Below are 16,556 nucleotides of genomic sequence, written 5' to 3'. Positions count from 1 at the left end.
GCGGAAACCGCAACGACGTCACCCAGCTCGAGCCGCTGCTCGACAAGATTCCCGCCGTCGCGGGCCAGGCCGGCAGACCCCGCCGTCGCCCCGACACACTGCTGGCCGACCGCGGCTACGACCACGACAAGTACCGCCGCCTGCTCTGGCAGCGCGGGATCCGCCCCGTGATCGCCAGACGGGGCGAGCCGCACGGCACCGGCCTGGGTATCTTCCGCTACGTCGTCGAGCGCACGATCGCCTGGCTGCACGGCTTTCGCCGCCTGCGCATCCGTTGGGAACGACGCGACGACATCCACGAGGCCTTCCTCGGCCTCGCCGTCTGCCTGATCACCCACCGCCACGTTCGACGCCTTTGTTAGGACCTCTAAGACGGTCAGGCCCGAGCCGATCGACACTGAGTGCATGCTGCCGCCCGCAGTGGTGTCGTAGTCCTGTGCGGGCGCCGAGCCGGCAAGCAGCTCGAGGTCGTACTCCTCGCCGTACTCGCCGATGTACCGGCGGATCGCCTTACCGCGCCGCATCGCGAGAGGAAGGTGCTTGTCCGGTCGGCGGCCGTCGGTTGAGGCGCTCGATGTTTGCGGCGATGGCCGTGAACACATGCTGCAGGTGGGCCTTTTGCTGTCCCCGATAGCGCGGCAGCGGCGCATGCCGTGTCCGTGGGACGGACGCGCCGGGTGACGGCTGGTTGTCGAGCTTGTGGCCCGAGCTCAGGTCGGTGGGGTGAAGCTCACCGGTGAGGGCAGCCTGTGACCGGGTGAATGCCGTGCCGTCCTCGTACCCCGCTGGACCGTGTCCTATTGGGACGAAGCCGGGAACCGCTGGGTGACTCCGGTCGGCCAGGTCTCCGTATACATCGGCCGCTCACGCGCGACGACTGAGGGGCCAGGTCATCTCTCCTCGATCAGTGGGTGACGACAGCGAAGAGCCTCACTGATGTGGACGTAAGGTATGGCTGTGGGAGGCTTACAGTCGGGGGTGGGCTTGTCTCTTCGGTTGGTTGAGGCGGCGTTGGATGAAATAGCGGCGTCCGTGAGGTTGAGGGCGTTGCCCGAGCCGTCGTCCCATACGGCGCTGGTTGTGTCTGGGGTCGATTCGCCGGAAGTTGCGAGGAGTCTCGGCAGGGTGCTGGTGGGCCTGCTCCTCGGCGCGGTGAGATGCAATGTCAGTATTGCAGCCGCTCTTCTCGTAGGCGGGGCGGACGATCGGGAACAGCTTGCGGGCGACGTGATTGACCTGATCGGGGCAAACAACTCATTCGTCACTGACGGCGAGATCCTCTTCCGTGACACGAAAAGGAACGCATGGCTTGCTGAGGGTCTGCTCCATGTTCTCCTGGTATTGCAGAACCGAGATCCCGGAGAGCTTCTTGGTGGGCGTATTCACGCGCTGCGTCAGATGCATCCCATTCCGACCCAGCAGGGTTTCGATGCCGTTGCTCTTTACGTGCATGGGGATGTGCTGTCGCTAGCGATAGGGGAGAGTAAAGCGTCCCGTCTCGATGGCAGCGGGCAGTTGACCCAAGCAGCAAAGATATTCAAGAGCCTTGATTCGGGGGATCATCTGCGTCACTTGAGGCAAGAGCTCATGGCGCTGGAAGGATACCTTTCACCCGACCTCGCCGGGCAAGTGGCCAATTCAGTTTTGAAGCAACGGTGTTACGTTCCATCTATCGTTCATGAATCTCCCTTCGATGCAAGGAGGGACCGTGTCACTCTGAAAGAATTGACTCCTCCGCGCGACCACAAGCGGCTTTTGATAATCCGTCTGCAAGACTTTCATGGATTCTTTGATTCTGTCGCTGATGCCATGCGGGAAGCCGTAGCGGAGATTGTGGTGTGACGTGTTTAATCGCGGGATAGACGAACTGCTTCAAGAGCTGCCGCGAATCGGCGAGTTCGATGGAAGGGACATCAGGCGCATGCTGACTCGCGCCTGGGTGGATATCATGGAGTGGCGGGATCTGGCGCCGAGCGTGGGAAGTGCGGAGCGCTTGGGTGTGCCCGAGACGCCAGTCATCATGGCAGGCTGGACATCACCCAGAGCTGCGCTGCGCAGACTGGCCACGGCATTGGAAGTGCACGCCGTCCTGGTACCCGGATTGCCCGCGGTCACCATCCAGGCATGCGCCTTTGTTGCGGCAGAGGCGTTGTCGATATGCAATGAGCAACCGGATCCAGAACTCTCCTTGAACTCTGCCTCTCCGCTCGGATCGGCCAGAAGATACGAGCACTTGGAAGCCGGGCTGCTGTATCGCATCGCTGGTTATGATGCGAATGCAGCGCGATGTGGGGACGAAATCGGTGAGCTCGACACGCCGATGGATGCTGAGTCCCCGGCATCCGAGTGGGCTATGGAAACCTTTCGCGAGTTGTTGCTGGCTCAGGCCAATCCCGATCTTGTCGATGCTCCACCAGTGCCTAGTCGTAGTGAGCACCTGGACGTCCGTGTCCGGCATGCACTCTGGCGGAAGATGGGCCAGGCGGCACGCCGTCACACGCAGTGGCTCACCCATCAGGCAGGTGCCGTACGGACCGCGGTTGAAGAGATCCGCACGTTGATCTCGTTGTTGCACCCCGACCCGGATGGCTGGGGAGGCCAAGTCATCCACCCCGACATCCACCACATCGCCGTTCTGCTCGCAAGAGCATTGGAGGAAGACGAGACACGAGCATTGCGTGCCGTGCCGACCCCTCCCGATGAAGATGGGCGCTATGCGAGCTATGTGCAGGAGGCAGCGAAGTCGCGGCCCTTGCTATGGCCCTCCGCCAGGATCTACTCCGAGCGCGCGCTCCCGGGACCCCACGCTCATGCCGTCGTCTGCGTGCCCACCGGGGCGGGCAAGTCGGCGGTTGCGGAACTCGCCATCGCCCAGACGCTCCACCGCGGTTGGGTGCTCTACCTCGCACCGACGAACGCCCTGGTGGGTCAGCTGGTGCGACGGTTGTCGTCGGTCTTTGAGTCCCTGCCCGGTGTACAGGTGCGAGGGTTCCTCGGCGGCGCCGAGTATGCCCTTCTCGAGAGTGAGGATCTCGCCGTCATCGGTTCCTGCCAGGTTTTGGTGATGACACCCGAAAAGTGCTCGCTGGCCCTTAGGCAGAACCCTGACGCCTTCGAAGATCTACAATTGTGCATCCTTGACGAAGCGCACCTCATCGAAGAACCAAACGGGCGTGGCGCGCTCACGGAACTTGTCATAGCCGAAGTACTCCATCGCGCACCTCACGTGAGGGCGCTACTGATGTCGGCGCTGGTTGCCAACGCAGACGAGCTCGCGGACTGGCTCACCGCAGTGACCGGCCTGGAAGCCGTACCCATCAGCCACCCGTGGCGTCCCACGAGGACCCTGCGAGCTATCGCGGGGTTCGACCAGGCTGGAGAGGAGGCCGCTCAGGCTCTCGCCAGGGATCAACTGACCGCCCTTCCGTCAAGCCGGAAAAGGCTCTCCTACGATGCCCCCGTATCGTTGCTGGTCGGACTTCAGGGAGCATGGGCAACCAACCATCCTAAGGATTACTGGGTGGTTCGGACGCCTGTGCTCTCTCCGAGAGAGCTCCACCGCACAGATGGGCCATCTTCAACAGGCGTATGTCTCCCGATGACTGCTGCCATCGTCACGGCCATGGCTGAGAAGGGCCACCGTGTCCTGGCCTTTCTCCCTAAGAACCGGCACCACAGCTTCACTCAGGCAGTCAAGTTGCCTGGATCCTCGGACTGGGTTCCAGCGAGCCGTGACGCGGACATCGAGGCCCTGCTCACTCTGGCTGATGCCGAGCTCGGCATTGCATCGGAGCTGAGGGCCACCCTGGAAAAAGGCGTGGGTGTGCACACCGGCGCCCTTCTGCGCGAAGAACAACGTGCTAGCGAAATATCCTTCGACCGGGACCGGGTACGGGTGCTGTTCGCCACCGGCACATTGTCGCAGGGCCTGAACCTGCCGGCCACTGCGGTGGTCATTGGTGGGACGGAGGTCGGCTTCGACCGGGATGCCTCACCCGCCGAGCGTGAGCGGCGTTCACGCACCCAACTCCTAAACGCCATAGGAAGAGCCGGACGTGCCTACACATCTGCCCGGTCGATCGCTGTGGTTGTACCCGGAAGAGCCACCCAAGTGACATACGGCGCCAGCGGCAAGAGGGTGGCGATCGCGGCCGGGGCGTCCTTCCTGACCCAGGAAGACGCCGCTAACGACATCAGCAGCAGACTCGACGGTCTTATCGAAAAAGCCCTCAGTGAAAGCCTGGAGGTCGCCACCCTGGAGGGCGAAGAACAGTCCGCTTTTTCGTTCCTTTCCTTCGCCGCAGGCAGTGGCGATGCACCCGGCGTGGTGCGACGGACCTGGGCGGTTCACAGGGCTGGAGCGGCAGGCCAGGGCGAAGCAATCGCCGAAGCCCTGGAAGCCACCGGCTCAGCCTTCCTCGCCCAGGAACAAGTACCGGACTGGGTAAGCCTGGCAGCCCACCGGGCAGGACTCGGACTCCCGGAAACCTCGTACCTCTACCGCTGGCTCCTCGCTGAGCTGGACGTGTACGAAGCACCCAACACGGTAGAAGACTGGGCCTACCTTCTCGTGGACGCTCTCGCGTCAGCTCCATTAGAGACGATGGAAAGCCTACTTCCGCTGACCAGCGACTACCGGTCCACCGCCATCGAAGCGCTTTGGTCTTCCGATCCGGATGACGCTGCCGAGGGGCACCGGGCTCTGGCAGCCACCCTGATCGCCTGGATTCAAGGAGAAGACCTGCTGTCCGTCGCAGGCCACGCCCTCGGGCCGCATGCCGACAGGACTGGCGGCCGCGGGCAAGGCATGCCCCTTCCGAAGATCATTGGCCTTACCGACCGGAGTTTCGGGTTCAGGCTAAGTGTGCTGGCAGGCGCTATGGGGGCGATCGTCACTACAGCGTGCGAAGACGAACTACATCCCGGTTGCTGGGAGTTGCCAGAGGGGTGCTCCAGAGCGCTCAGCCTGCTGCCGTTTGCTGTCAGATGGGGCGCTGGCAATCCGGGTGTCATCGCATGGATGAGAGCTGGCGTCCGGCCTCGGGTGGTCGCCCACATGATAGAGCGATGCATGCCCCTCACCCCCTCGGCGGACTGGATGAACGACGAAGATCTACTTCGCCTTGCGGCACGCCACCTTGCACAAACACCGGAGTGGGTACTGGAGGCCATGCATGAAGAGCGAGAGCGAGATCTCTTCCGTGCCATGGCCCGTGTCCGCGAGATGAAGTAACGCCAGAGGTGCACCGCGGGTCCTTCCAAAGCAACGCGCACGCCGCAGGCCGCACAGCCGGATGGCCCGCCGTCTGCCGGGAACGTCGGACCCGCTCGACGCACAGGCCGCCGCGCAGGTCGTGCTCTGCGGTAGTGCCCGGGCCCGGGCCAACTGCGGCGACGGCCTGCTACCGGATGCTCCTCTTGACTTCGGTGACGATGGTTCCGGGGTTCCGTTGTCCCTGTGCCGCGTGGCCGGCGCCCTGGCTGAACTCTCTCCAGACACGGGGGTGCTCGGCGGTCACAGGCTGCCGTTCACCGGTCATGCCCTGGACCAGGCAATGGCCGCCGGGCTCGGGCCGTGCTGCTCGATCGGGGGCCAGATCAAGGCGCCGACGCGGCACGTCATCTGCGGCTGACGCTGCATCGGCGGAACCTGCTGAGCGGCAGCGGCGAGACAGAAGAAGCCGTCCGCTGGCCGGCGTAGCGGCTTACGACACGAAGGGGAGCTGATCAGGCAGCAGCCCTGCCTCCTGCCCTTTTACAGGGGTTACTCGCTGTACGCCTGCTTCCAGCGCATCCGGTGCCGGGCGTCCCCCTGACCGGCACCGTTAATCTCGGCGAGTGACATTAAGGAGGCCCCTCCGTTCCACACCCCTAGGTGGTCACGGTGTACGGCGAGGATCCCGTGCTGCAACGCGAACTTCTCGGACGGCCGACTGAAGCGCGTGGTCGTCACGAACACAGCAAGGTCGGCGCCGAAATGCACCCGGGCCCCGAGCAGGTCCCGCAGTTCACGGCTCGCGATCGTGCTGGTCGGTGCGTACCGCTTGCATTGGATCACCATGCTCCGTCCGTCTGGCAGGCGGCCGACGACATCGGCTCCGTTGTCGTTCGCGCCGCCCACCCGGCGTATCTCGACGCACCCGTCTCGTCGGCAGAGGTTCGCGACCAGTTCCTCGAACTCCGTACCGGTCATAGCATCCACCTCGGTCAGCGTCCGCCGACCGGCAGCGATCATGTCGGCCTGTCGCCAGAGGTGGTCCCCTTTGCGCACCAGCCGGTCAGTACGCCACAGCCGCCAAGCGACCGTTCCCACGCAGCCCAGCAGCAGTACCCCCGAGGCGTAGGGCCAGACCACCGACCAGAACATCACCAGGAGAGCTATAGCGATGGCCCCGCATACCGACGCCCGCTTCAGCCAGACCGCCCTCCGCTTGCGCGCAGCCGCACCTTGTCCACGCCGAGCTGCCATACCTGCCTCCCGCCCCCGGCCACCTCGGTACCGCAGTCTGACCAATGAAGACCGGCCCGAGTAGAAGGCGGAGTCAGCCACTGGCCGGATCAGGCGGCTAACCGGGCCGATGCTGAGGCGATGCCCGGCGTCTGCGGAAGTGCTGCTGCCCGTCGCGGGGTCGGCATGTGGTGCGCTGAGCGACTCACACAGTGGCCGGTGCCGCGACGGACCATGGCACTGACCAGATAACGCCGGCCGGGCCCCCGCGGTTCAGGAGCGTCAGTGGGACGGTGAGGCCCCGCAGAGTGTTTGACGGGGCCTCACTCACCGACACTGGCTCCGGGTGCCGATGGCGTCAGGTGCAGGCATCGTTGTACTCCGGTTGTCCGCTTTCGAGTACACGGAGCAGGGACGCCGTGACGACGCGCGAGCTTCGTCCGATGCGAAGCACGCGGCACGGGAACCGCCCCCTGCGGATCAGCTCATACCCCTTCGCTCGCGAAAATCCAAGCGCCCTTGCGGCGTTCTCCACGCTCCCTGTTCCGTTCCATGTGGCACGAATGTGCGCGGGACTGTATCGGGCGCTCGCAGGCTCGCCCTCTCGTATGTGCATCGACTTCTTCCGTCTCGGCGGGTGGCGATTTGCGCCGGGTATGCAGTGCGCAGGCCACGTGTACGCGGTAGACCTCAATTGTCTGCGGAGCTGCCGGTTTGGCTAACCGGCGTTTCGCTGCTATGTTCCGCCGGCCTAGCCAGCGGCCGTTGGTCCGTGGAGCCCCGCGCATTAGCAGGGGATCGTCCCTGCTGCTGGGGGAGAAGGCGGCACCGACGTGTCGTCCGCTGCTGTCGGTATCGCGCCTGTTTCAGACCCTGCGGTTGTCGGACTCGTGCGGGAATGCAGCCGTCCACGCGTTTCAGCGTGCGCGGGCGTGTGGCCTGTCCAGGGGCGCAACCTCAAGCGCCGCCCTGGGGTGGTGAGCGCTGCCGCGCTTCAATACGTGTGCCTCGGGGGGGGAAGGGGTGCGTCTTCGGCGGGCGGATGGTCGGGAAGGATAAAGACACACCGCCGCAGGGTCGGAGCTGACTCCTGAGATTTCTGGACCGTAGTGCCCCAACCATCCTGCGTCGCTCACGGGCCCAGGCGGCGCGCTAGGAGGCTGGTTCGGGCGAGCGTGTCCAGAGCACTGTCTTGCGCGGCGTTATCTCTCGTAGCCACCTTCCTCGATCAGGGTGACCCACCGGGCACGGCGGCTTCAGTCTCCTTGTGCATGCGGAGCAGGAGGGCGACACAGAGCAGCCCGGTGCCGTCGACGGTGATGTCCGGCGCGGGGATGTCAGGGTTCATCGGTGGTAGGCGGTGGCGGCGACGGCGGGCAGGAGGGCGAGGGAGAGGATGCCGCCGGTCAGCGCGAGGGTGGGGTAGCTGGTGGCGGCGACCATGATGCCGGAGGTGATGCCGCCGGTGGCGCCGGCGATGGCGATGGAGACGTCGACCAGGCCCTGGGTCTTGGCCCGGGTGGCAAGCGGCACGGTGTCGGTGATGATCGAGGTGCCGGAGACGAGCCCGAAGTTCCAGCCGAGGCCGAGCAGGGCCAGGGCGAGCGCGAGGAGCGCGACGGAGCCGCTGGGCGCGGCGGCGGCGAGGATTCCGGCGGCCAGCAGGGTGGCACCCGATGCGGCGGCGAGCTTCATGCGGCCGTAGCGGTCGACGAGCCATCCGGTGAGGGGTGAGGGCAGGTACATGGCGCCGATGTGGATGCCGATGACGAGGCCGGATGCGGCGGTGGAGTGGCCGTGGTCGTGCATGTGGACCGGTGTCATCGTCATGATCGCGACCATGACGAGCTGGGTGAGGATCATGACGAGCGCGCCGAGGGTGACGCCTCTGCGGCTCTCGCTGGTGTCGGCGGTGTCGGCGGCGGCCGGGTTGGCCGCGGCGTCGGATTCCTTGGCCTGGGCGACGGTTCGGGCCAGGAGCAGCGGGTCGGGGCGCAGCCAGAGGGCGAGGACGAGGGCGGCCAGCGCGTACGCGGCGCCGGAGATGACGAAGAGTCCGGCGAGGTGGGGGATGCCGAGGTGTTCGGCGAGGGTGCCGGCGGGGGCGGCGAGGTTGGGTCCGGCGACGCCGCCGAGGGTGGTGGCGACCAGGACGGTGGACACCGCGCGGGCGCGGTGCCCGGGTGGGGCGAGGTCGGCTCCGGCGTAGCGGGCCTGGAGGTTGGTGGCGGTGCCGGCACCGTAGACGAACAGGGCGAGGAACAGCAGGACGGGGTTGTCGAGGACGGCGGCGGTGATGACGCCGGCGGAGCCGATGGCGCCGGCGAGGTACCCGGTGGCGAGGCCGGGGCGGCGGCCGCGGGCCTGGGAGATGCGGCCGACGGTGACGGCGGTGAGGGCGGAGCCGGCGGTGAACAGGGCGCTGGGCAGCCCGGCGAGGCTGGTGGTGCCGAGCATGTCCTGGGCGAGGAGGGCGCCGACCGTGACGCCCGCGGCGAGACCCGCGCCGCTGAGGATCTGGGAGGCGACCAGGACGCGCAGGATCCGCCGCTGGGCGTGGACGGGATCGGATATGAGTCCCGGCGTTGCGGCGGGTGCGGCGTTGGTCATCTCTCTCCTCATGTGTGAGCCGGCCGGCCCGTGACGGGAGCCGGTGGCCGGGCGCGGTTTCGTACGGTGTCAGGCCGGCGGCCGGGCGCGGTTTCGTACGGCGTCGGGCCGGTGGCCCGTCTATTCGTACGGTGTCAGGCCGGTGGCCCGTCTATTCGTACGGTGTCAGGCCGGGGCCTGTCTCCCGGGGGCGGTGACGTGCTGGGCGGTCCCTTTCACTTCGGCGGACGCGGCGAGGATGGCACGCGCCGCGCGTTCTCCGGAGGCGAGGGCGCCTTCGATGTGCCCGGCATGGCCGGTGGCCGTCTCGGTCGTCGCCCAGTGCAGCCGGCCGTCGAGGGCCGGGCGCTGGTAGAGGCGGTGGCCGAAGAGTGAGTGGTCGGCGAGGCGCCGCACGGTCGACGGGGCGGTCCACCGCTCGGTGCTCCAGTCCTGCACATGCAGGGCCACCGGGGCGCCGGCTGGCGGGCCGAAGAGCCGGGCGAGCTGACTGATGGCGGCCTGCTCGAAGCCGGGGCGGACGGTGCGTGCGTGGGCGAAGCCGAACAGCGCGGCGGGCTTGCCGTCGGGCCCGGACATGTCGTGGATCTCCTGGAGCGGGCCGGTCCTGCTGAACGCCGCACCCGCCAGCCCGTCCTGGCGCCAGAACGCGTCCGGGTAGTGGGCGACGACCTTGACGGCGGAGCCCATCCACACGGGGGTGGCCCGGGCCAGGCGCACGAGGTCGGCGGGGAGGGCTTCGTGGAAGTCGATGTGCTCCAGGGCCAGGGCCGGAGGGACGGCCAGGACGACGTGCCCTGCATGGAGGGTGCCGGCCGGGGTGAGCACGTCGAGGCCGCCCTGGCCGGCCGGGCGGATGGCGGTGACGGGCGTGTCCAGCCGAAGAGCTCCGGCGGGCAGTGCGGCGGCGAGGGTGGCGGCGATGCTCTGTGCCCCGGTGGCGAAGCGGCGGGAGGGGGCGTCGATCAGGTTGCCGGTGAGGCGGCGGATGCCGGTCGTCTCCTGGAGCATCGTGTCGCCGGCGAGGTGCTGCTCGAAGACGGCGATGCCGCTGCGGGCGGCCAGGTTCCGTACGCGATCCTCGCCGTCCCAGAACCAGGTGGCTCCCAAGTCGAGCGCCCGCCCCGGGTACTCGGCAGGGGTGGAGAGCAGGCGTCCGCCGACGCGGTCGCGGGCCTCCAGGACGACGACGTCGCGGCCGGCGGTGTGCAGGGCGTCGGCTGAGGCGAGTCCGGAGGCGCCGGCGCCGACCACGATGACGTCGTGGGCTTCCTGGTGGGACATGGTGGCTCCATTCTGAGCAGGCTGAACCCCCGCAGTCGTCGGTGGTCGCGGCATCGGGCGGAAGACGGGGTGGAGTGCCGCCCGCCGCGTGGCGTGTGGAGTACCGCCCGCCGCGTGGCGGGGCGCGCGGCGTGGCGAGGGGCCCGCTACTCGCCGCCGGAGGTGTCCAGGACGATGCGGAAGCGGGGAGCGCCGGAGCGCAGCCGGGTGACGGCGTCGGCGGCCTTCTCCAGCGGCATCCGCTCGATCATCGGCCGGACACCCGTGGTGACGGCGAAGGCCATGGCCTCCTCCGTCTCGCGCGGGCTCCCGGTCAGGTGCCCGGTGAGGGTATGACCGTTCATGACCAGCCGGGCCGCCGGGACGGTGACGGATCCCGCGTCGACGCCGACGAGGGTGAGCTGTCCATGCGTGCGCAGTCCGGTGAGCAGTTCGTCCACGGGTGTGGTGGCGGAGGCGGTGCAGACGATGAGGTCGGTGCCGCCGAACTCCTTCAGGACGGCTCCGGGCGCGTGGGCGTCGCTGTCGACGTAGTGGTGAGCGCCGAGCTCACGGGCGAGGTGTTCGCGGTCGCCGCCGCGGGCGATGGCCACGGTCTCGTACCCGAGCTTCGCGGCGAACTGCACGGCGAGGTGGCCCAAGCCGCCGATGCCGAAGACGGCGACCCGCCCTCCGGCGCGGATGCCGGCCTTGCGGATCGTGTTGAAGGCCGTCACTCCGGCGCAGCCGAAGGGGGCGGCGTCGAAGAGGTCGAGGCCGTCGGGGATGCGGGCGAGCGCGTCGGCGGGCACGGTGATGTTCTGCGCCCAGCCGCCCGGGTACGACAGGCCGGGGATCTTGCGTTCGGCACAGTGGACGACGTCGCCCGACCGGCAGTGCGCGCAGTGGCCGCAGCTGCCGCCGAACCAGCCGACGGCCACCCGGTCGCCGGCCACCCAGCCCTCGACCCCGTCACCGGTCCCGGTGACGACACCGGCGACCTCGTGGCCGGGGGTGACCGGGAAGGCGGTGTCCTCGCCGGTGGCGGCGGCCGTCGCGATGTCGGCGTTGCACACGCCGCTCGCCACCACCGACACACGGACCCACCCGGCGGGCGGCGGAACCGTCCCGGCCGCCACAGCGTGCAGGGATCCGCGGGGCTCGGTCACGACCATGGTCACGGCGCTGTCCGACATGCTGCCTTCCGTTCCGACGACGCTACTCATAGCTGCTGCTTATGCTGAAGGAGTAGGCCTCTTACCGTAGGCAGAGGACATCCCGCCTGGTAGAGGACTTCAGTGAATGGAGTGATAAGCCGTGGCTATGGCATCGGATCGTCTGAACCTTGAGGGGCTCCGCTATGCGCAGGCGGTGGCGGAGACCAAGTCGTTCAGCGCCGCCGCACGCGCGTACGGGGTGACCCAGCCCGCGTTGTCGAACGGGATCGCCAAGCTGGAGGACCGCTTGGGCGGCAAGCTGTTCGAGCGGTCGCCGCGCGGTGTGACGCAGACCGCGTTCGGCATCCGGATCCTGCCGCTGATCGAGCGTGCCCTGGCCGCGCTCGACGCCGTCGGGGCGGAGGCCCGGCGCCTGACCGAATCCGGTGAGCGGAAGATCCGCATGGGACTCTCACCGCTGATCGGCTCGCACCTGGTCGCCCGGGCGTTCAGCATGGTCCAGGGCCTTCCCGCGCCCCGGGACCTGGTGCTGCGCGAGGCGAACATGCAGGAGCTGCGGGAATGCCTGCTGGCCGGGCAACTCGACATCATCCTGATCCCGGCCGTGGCCGCGATGCCCCGCTTCGAGCACCGGGTCATCGACGTCGAGCCGATCGTCGTCGTCACTCCCGACGCGGCGGAGGCAACCCCCGTCGAACTCACGGAGGCAGGCAAGGAGCAGTTCATCCTCGTCCCCGACACCTGCGGCCTGACCACCTTCACCACGCAGCTGTTCCAGGCGCACGAGATGGCCCTGAACACCTATCCGGGCGAGGCCGCCAGCTATCGGGTGCTGGAGGACTGGACGAGGCTCGGTCTGGGCTCGGCCATGGTCCCCCGCTCCAAACTCAGCTCGCCCGACGTCTGCCACCGTCCCTTGCACGACCAGGGCCGCGAAGTGCAGATCTCCTTCGAAGCGGTCTGGAGCGCCGACTCCCCGCTCGCCCCGGACTTGCTCCGCCTCGCCGACAGCCTCGCGTCTAGCCGCCACTAGGGCCATACGCACTGCTTATAGCCCGATTCAGCGTGGTCCCCTACCGGACCTTGCCGGGAATGCCTAACGTGGCAGGCACATTGCGGGGCTTACCGTTCCGCCCGCTCCCTGCCCATCGAGAGAGGCATAACCATGGCGTATCTCCAGATCACCTTGCAGGTGGACTCGGCCCACCGTGCCGCAGCCGCGGGCGTGTACGAGAAGTACAGGCAGCCGTTCCTCGACACCGCCCCCGGCGCCCTCAGCAAGGAGCTCCTCGTCCGGGACGAGGACGTCCAGGTCCTCCACGGCTTCCGGAGCGTGGCCGACGCCAGGACGTACCTGGCCAGCGAGCTGTTCACCCGTGACGTCGTCGGCGGCCTGGCCCCGCTGCTGGAGGCCGACCCCGACGTGCGCGTCTACGACACCGTCTGAGGCCCGGTCGTGCACGAGCTCACGGCGCTGCTGCGCGAATACGACCGCGCCCGCGTCTACACCGACCAGCTGTGGAAAGACCTCAGTCCGGACGAGGTGACCTGGCGCCCGCACGAGGACTCCAGCGCGATCGGCTGGCACCTGGGTCACCAGGCTCATGTCGCCCACTTCATGATCCGCAACCTCACCGCGGCCGAGCCCAGCCCGGACCCGGAACTCGACGGGCTCATGGACTCGGCGAACCCGGAGAAGTTCCGCGGCGCGCTGCCCACCGTCGAACGGCTCACCACGTTCCGCGACACCGTCGCCGAACGTGTCCACGCCCGCATCGGCGACATCGCCGCCGGCCGGGTCGGCGCCCCGACCCAGCTGACCGTCGTCGCAGGCCACCTGCTGCTCGCGCTCATCAATCACGAGTACCAGCACGACCAGTGGATCAGCGAGGTCCGTACCGACGACCTCGGCCACCCGCTGCCGCCTGACCCGGCCTCGGACTGGCTCAGCCGCATCGACGGCTACCTGGTCTGCGACCCCCACGCCTGACCGCCTGCACCTCTGCCCAGGCGAAGCCGGCAGCAATTCACCACCGGCAACGGCCCGATCCCACCGCGGGCCGGTGCCCAGTCAAGGAGCACAACGTGAGTGATGTGCGTGTCACCCCCTGGCAGGACGACAGCCTCCCCGCGCCCCCGCCCGAACTGCTCGCGGGAATGCGGGCGCGCAGGCCGGGCGGTGAGTTGATCGGCATCGACCGTGTCCTGCTGAAGAGCTTCCCGCTCGCCACCGGATGGAACGGGCTGCTGGGCCGGGTCCGCGCCGAGTTCGACCTGGCACTGGAATACCGCGAACTGATCATGCTGCGCGTGGCCGTGCTCAACCGCGCCGACTTCGAGTGGGGCGTCCACCACCCGGCCTATCTGCGGGCAGGCGGCACGGAAGACAAGTGCGAAGCCCTCAAGGGAGATGCCGCGGACAGCGGCCTCTTCAACGAAGCAGAGCTCGCCCTGCTCGCGCTGACCGATCAGTCCACCCGACAGGTCGAGGTCGAGGCCGACGTCATCGACGAGGTCAAGCGTCTCTTCGGTGAAACCCGGACGGTCGAAGCGGTCGCCACTGTCGCGGCCTACAACATGGTTGCGCGCTTCCTGGTGGCGCTGGCCATCTGACACCCCCGTGCGCGGGAGACCGGGAGCCGACCGAACACCGCGGCTACCGAGTCTGCCACTGCCCCCTGACCACCCTCACCCCCTTCACGGCACTACCTGCTACAGGAGCACCACATGTCCAGCACCACCCTCGACTTCACTGGCCAGAAGGTCATCGTCATCGGCGGCACCAGCGGCATGGGCCAGGCCATCGCGGCCAAGGTCCTCGACGCCGGCGGCGCCGCCGTCGTCACCGGCCGCACCCAGCCCAGCGCCGATGAAGCCGTCACTGCCCTGTCCGCCCACGGGCAGGTCGTCGGCCTGGCCGCCGACCTCTCCGACCCCGCGGCCGTCGACCGCCTGCGCACCGTCCTCACCAAGGAGCACGCCGACGCCACCCTGCTGGTCAACGCCGCCGGCGTCTTCGCCCCCAAGCCGTTCCTGGAGCACACGGCCGCAGACTACGACCGCTACCAGGACCTCAACCGCGCCTTCTTCTTCCTCACCCAGACCGTCACCGCCAACATGATCGAGCGCGGCACGAAGGGCGCCATCGTGAACATCGGCTCCATGTGGGCCCACCAGGCCATCGCCGCCACCCCCTCCTCGGCGTACTCGATGGCCAAGGCCGCACTGCACTCCCTGACCCAGCACCTCGCGATGGAGCTCGCCCCGCACGGCATCCGCGCCAACGCCGTCGCCCCCGCCGTCGTGCGCACCCCGATCTACGAAGAGTTCATCCCCAAGTCGGAGATGGACTCCACGATGGACGGCTTCGACTCCTTCCACCCGATCGGCCGCACCGGTACCACCGACGACGTCGCCGCCACCGTCGCCTTCCTCCTGTCCGACCAGACCGACTGGGTCACCGGTGCGATCTGGGACATCGACGGCGGTGTCATGGCCGGACGCAACTGACCCACACCGTCTGGTGCACAGACGCCCTCGGGGCCCGGAAGGCCGACCGCGTGCACTCCAGCCGATGGGTACGGCACCGGCCCCGTCTCAGGCACGGCGCAACGGTACGCCCTCTACGCGTTCACGAAGGAACCCCACCCATGTCCGTCATCAACGACATCGACGTCCAGGTACTCAAGGACACCGAAGAGCTCATCGCCCTCGTCGAAAGCCGCTCACCCAGCCGAGACACCCTGATTAGCCCGGTTGACGTCCTCACCACGCTCGCTTGAGCACAGGTCAGACACCCTGCCACGACCTGTCCCTACGCCGCCTCGAAGAGGCAGGGGCGGGTCGTCGCCGTACACACTCTAGGTGGGCGGCCTTCAGGCAGAGGCCGCCCACCCCTGCGGGGCCAATTGCTCGGCGGCGGCACGCCCTGAAGCGCCAGGCCCGGCTGCGATACCGGGCAGTTGTCCTCCTGGCCGACTCTCCGGGCCTCCGGTTCATGCCGCTCAGCGGCCGGGCACCTGCGTGAGTACCGCATCCATACCGGCACGGCGGGCGATGTCCACGAGGGCGCGGGTCATGACCGGTGCGGGATCCCGTTTGGCGACCACGAGTCCCATGGGCTCCGCGCGGGTCGGGCTCACCAGGGGGACGGCCTGCATCCCGGCGGGCACGCCGAATACGTGCAGCCAGGAATGCGGTACCACGCTGGCCCACCGGCCGGTTCGGACGTGAGCGAACATGGAAGCGATCGAATCGGTCTCGACGCGCGGCCGGACCGGTGCGCCGATCTCCTGGAAGACGGTGTCCAGTACTTTGCGTCCCTGCATGACCGGATCGAGCAGGCAAAGGGGCTGCTGCGCCGCCTCGGCCCAGGTGATCTCGCTGAGCCGTCCGGCGCCGGAGGGCGGCTGGATCAGCAGGACGTAGCGCTCGCGGTACAGCGGTACGCACTTGAACCGCTCGGGAATGGTGTGGCCGAGGTAGGTGATGCCGGCGTCGATCTCGTAGCTCTGCAGTTTGTCGAGGATTTCCGTCGCGCGCAGGTCGGTCAGTACCTGGACGGTCGTCAGCGGGTGCTGGGTGCAAAACGGTTCGGTGAGCAGGGAGACGACCGTCGAGGCGGTGGGTACCGAGCCGATGCGCAGCCGTCCGTTGAGTCCGTGGCGCAGGGCTGTGACCTCGCTTTCCAGGGCGTCGCGGTCGGCGAGCATCCGCTGCGCCCAGAGCAGGATGCGTTCTCCTTCGGGGGTGAGCCCTTCGTACCTGCGCCCGCGGTGGACGAGGGGGACGCGCAACTCGTCCTCGAGTTTGCGCAGCCCTTCGGACAGGGCCGGCTGGGAGACGTAGCAGGCGTCGGCGGCACGGGCGAAGTGGCCCTCGCGGGCCAGGGCGACGAGGTATTCGAGTTGGCGTAGCAGCACAGGACGGGTCTACTGCAGACCGCTCGCACCCCGCCAATCGACACCGTTCGGCCCGGGAGATGCCAGGCCACCGGCTCTTCCCGGTTCCACGGGCCGAGTGGCCTCGCGTGATAGGCGGCGCTTGTCGTGCAATCG

The 16,556-nt window shown here is 68.0% G+C and carries 15 protein-coding genes and 1 pseudogene; 11 read left to right on the top strand and 5 right to left on the bottom strand.

Annotated elements, in window-relative coordinates; all coding sequences use genetic code 11:
- The 5 genes and pseudogenes from ACGF3J_RS36475 to ACGF3J_RS36455 form a co-directional block, all read left to right on the top strand.
- Window positions 1-362: transposase (locus ACGF3J_RS36475; RefSeq protein ID WP_393855803.1), on the top strand; the 362-nt coding region annotated here is incomplete at its 5' end.
- A gap of 427 nt (window positions 363-789) precedes the next feature.
- Window positions 790-915 (top strand): annotated as a pseudogene (locus tag ACGF3J_RS36470) (hypothetical protein); the annotation flags it as partial.
- A gap of 210 nt (window positions 916-1,125) precedes the next feature.
- Complete coding sequence (locus ACGF3J_RS36465; protein WP_393855802.1) at window positions 1,126-1,842, top strand: hypothetical protein; 717 nt, start codon at window positions 1,126-1,128, stop codon at window positions 1,840-1,842.
- Between the two features lie 79 nt (window positions 1,843-1,921).
- Entirely contained in the window at window positions 1,922-5,233 is a 3,312-nt protein-coding gene (locus ACGF3J_RS36460) for a DEAD/DEAH box helicase (RefSeq protein ID WP_393855801.1), read from the top strand.
- 61 nt (window positions 5,234-5,294) lie between these two features.
- Window positions 5,295-5,633, top strand: coding sequence for a hypothetical protein (locus ACGF3J_RS36455; RefSeq protein WP_393855800.1), 339 nt, complete (start codon window positions 5,295-5,297; stop codon window positions 5,631-5,633).
- A gap of 131 nt (window positions 5,634-5,764) precedes the next feature.
- Here the strand turns inward: ACGF3J_RS36455 and ACGF3J_RS36450 are convergent, their stop codons facing one another.
- The 4 genes from ACGF3J_RS36450 to ACGF3J_RS36435 all read right to left on the bottom strand — a co-directional run bounded on the left by ACGF3J_RS36450 (window position 5,765) and on the right by ACGF3J_RS36435 (window position 11,517).
- Window positions 5,765-6,367 (bottom strand): restriction endonuclease, encoded by a 603-nt coding sequence (locus ACGF3J_RS36450; RefSeq protein WP_393855811.1) that lies wholly within the window; start codon window positions 6,365-6,367, stop codon window positions 5,765-5,767.
- A gap of 1,425 nt (window positions 6,368-7,792) precedes the next feature.
- The gene (locus ACGF3J_RS36445; protein WP_393855799.1) at window positions 7,793-9,058 is read right to left on the bottom strand and encodes an MFS transporter; all 1,266 of its coding nucleotides are present in this window, start codon (window positions 9,056-9,058) and stop codon (window positions 7,793-7,795) included.
- Window positions 9,059-9,223: 165 nt separating this feature from the next.
- Entirely contained in the window at window positions 9,224-10,342 is a 1,119-nt protein-coding gene (locus ACGF3J_RS36440; RefSeq protein ID WP_393855798.1) for a flavin monoamine oxidase family protein, read from the bottom strand.
- Window positions 10,343-10,488: 146 nt separating this feature from the next.
- The gene (locus ACGF3J_RS36435; protein WP_393855797.1) at window positions 10,489-11,517 is read right to left on the bottom strand and encodes an alcohol dehydrogenase catalytic domain-containing protein; all 1,029 of its coding nucleotides are present in this window, start codon (window positions 11,515-11,517) and stop codon (window positions 10,489-10,491) included.
- Between the two features lie 127 nt (window positions 11,518-11,644).
- On the opposite strand from ACGF3J_RS36435, the gene ACGF3J_RS36430 reads away from it, so the two are divergent.
- From ACGF3J_RS36430 to ACGF3J_RS36405, 6 genes are all read left to right on the top strand, one after another.
- Window positions 11,645-12,532 carry a LysR family transcriptional regulator gene (locus ACGF3J_RS36430; RefSeq protein ID WP_393855796.1) on the top strand — a complete coding sequence of 296 codons (888 nt, stop codon included), beginning with the start codon at window positions 11,645-11,647 and terminating at the stop codon, window positions 12,530-12,532.
- A 132-nt stretch (window positions 12,533-12,664) separates the two neighbouring features.
- Window positions 12,665-12,946 (top strand): hypothetical protein, encoded by a 282-nt coding sequence (locus tag ACGF3J_RS36425; RefSeq protein WP_393855795.1) that lies wholly within the window; start codon window positions 12,665-12,667, stop codon window positions 12,944-12,946.
- A gap of 9 nt (window positions 12,947-12,955) precedes the next feature.
- On the top strand, window positions 12,956-13,489 hold the full coding sequence (locus ACGF3J_RS36420) for a DinB family protein (protein WP_087807895.1): 534 nt from the start codon (window positions 12,956-12,958) through the stop codon (window positions 13,487-13,489).
- Window positions 13,490-13,584: 95 nt separating this feature from the next.
- Complete coding sequence (locus tag ACGF3J_RS36415; RefSeq protein WP_393855794.1) at window positions 13,585-14,112, top strand: carboxymuconolactone decarboxylase family protein; 528 nt, start codon at window positions 13,585-13,587, stop codon at window positions 14,110-14,112.
- Window positions 14,113-14,226: 114 nt separating this feature from the next.
- Window positions 14,227-15,009, top strand: coding sequence for an SDR family NAD(P)-dependent oxidoreductase (locus ACGF3J_RS36410; protein ID WP_393855793.1), 783 nt, complete (start codon window positions 14,227-14,229; stop codon window positions 15,007-15,009).
- Window positions 15,010-15,149: 140 nt separating this feature from the next.
- Window positions 15,150-15,281, top strand: a complete 132-nt coding sequence (locus ACGF3J_RS36405; RefSeq protein ID WP_393855792.1) for a hypothetical protein — start codon at window positions 15,150-15,152, stop codon at window positions 15,279-15,281.
- A gap of 222 nt (window positions 15,282-15,503) precedes the next feature.
- Here the strand turns inward: ACGF3J_RS36405 and ACGF3J_RS36400 are convergent, their stop codons facing one another.
- Window positions 15,504-16,421 carry a LysR family transcriptional regulator gene (locus tag ACGF3J_RS36400; protein ID WP_393855791.1) on the bottom strand — a complete coding sequence of 306 codons (918 nt, stop codon included), beginning with the start codon at window positions 16,419-16,421 and terminating at the stop codon, window positions 15,504-15,506.
- Window positions 16,422-16,556: the final 135 nt, after the last annotated feature.

The organism is Streptomyces sp. NPDC048171 (assembly GCF_043202655.1).
Lineage (GTDB): Bacteria > Actinomycetota > Actinomycetes > Streptomycetales > Streptomycetaceae > Streptomyces.
This window is presented reverse-complemented; position numbering and strand designations above follow the sequence as displayed.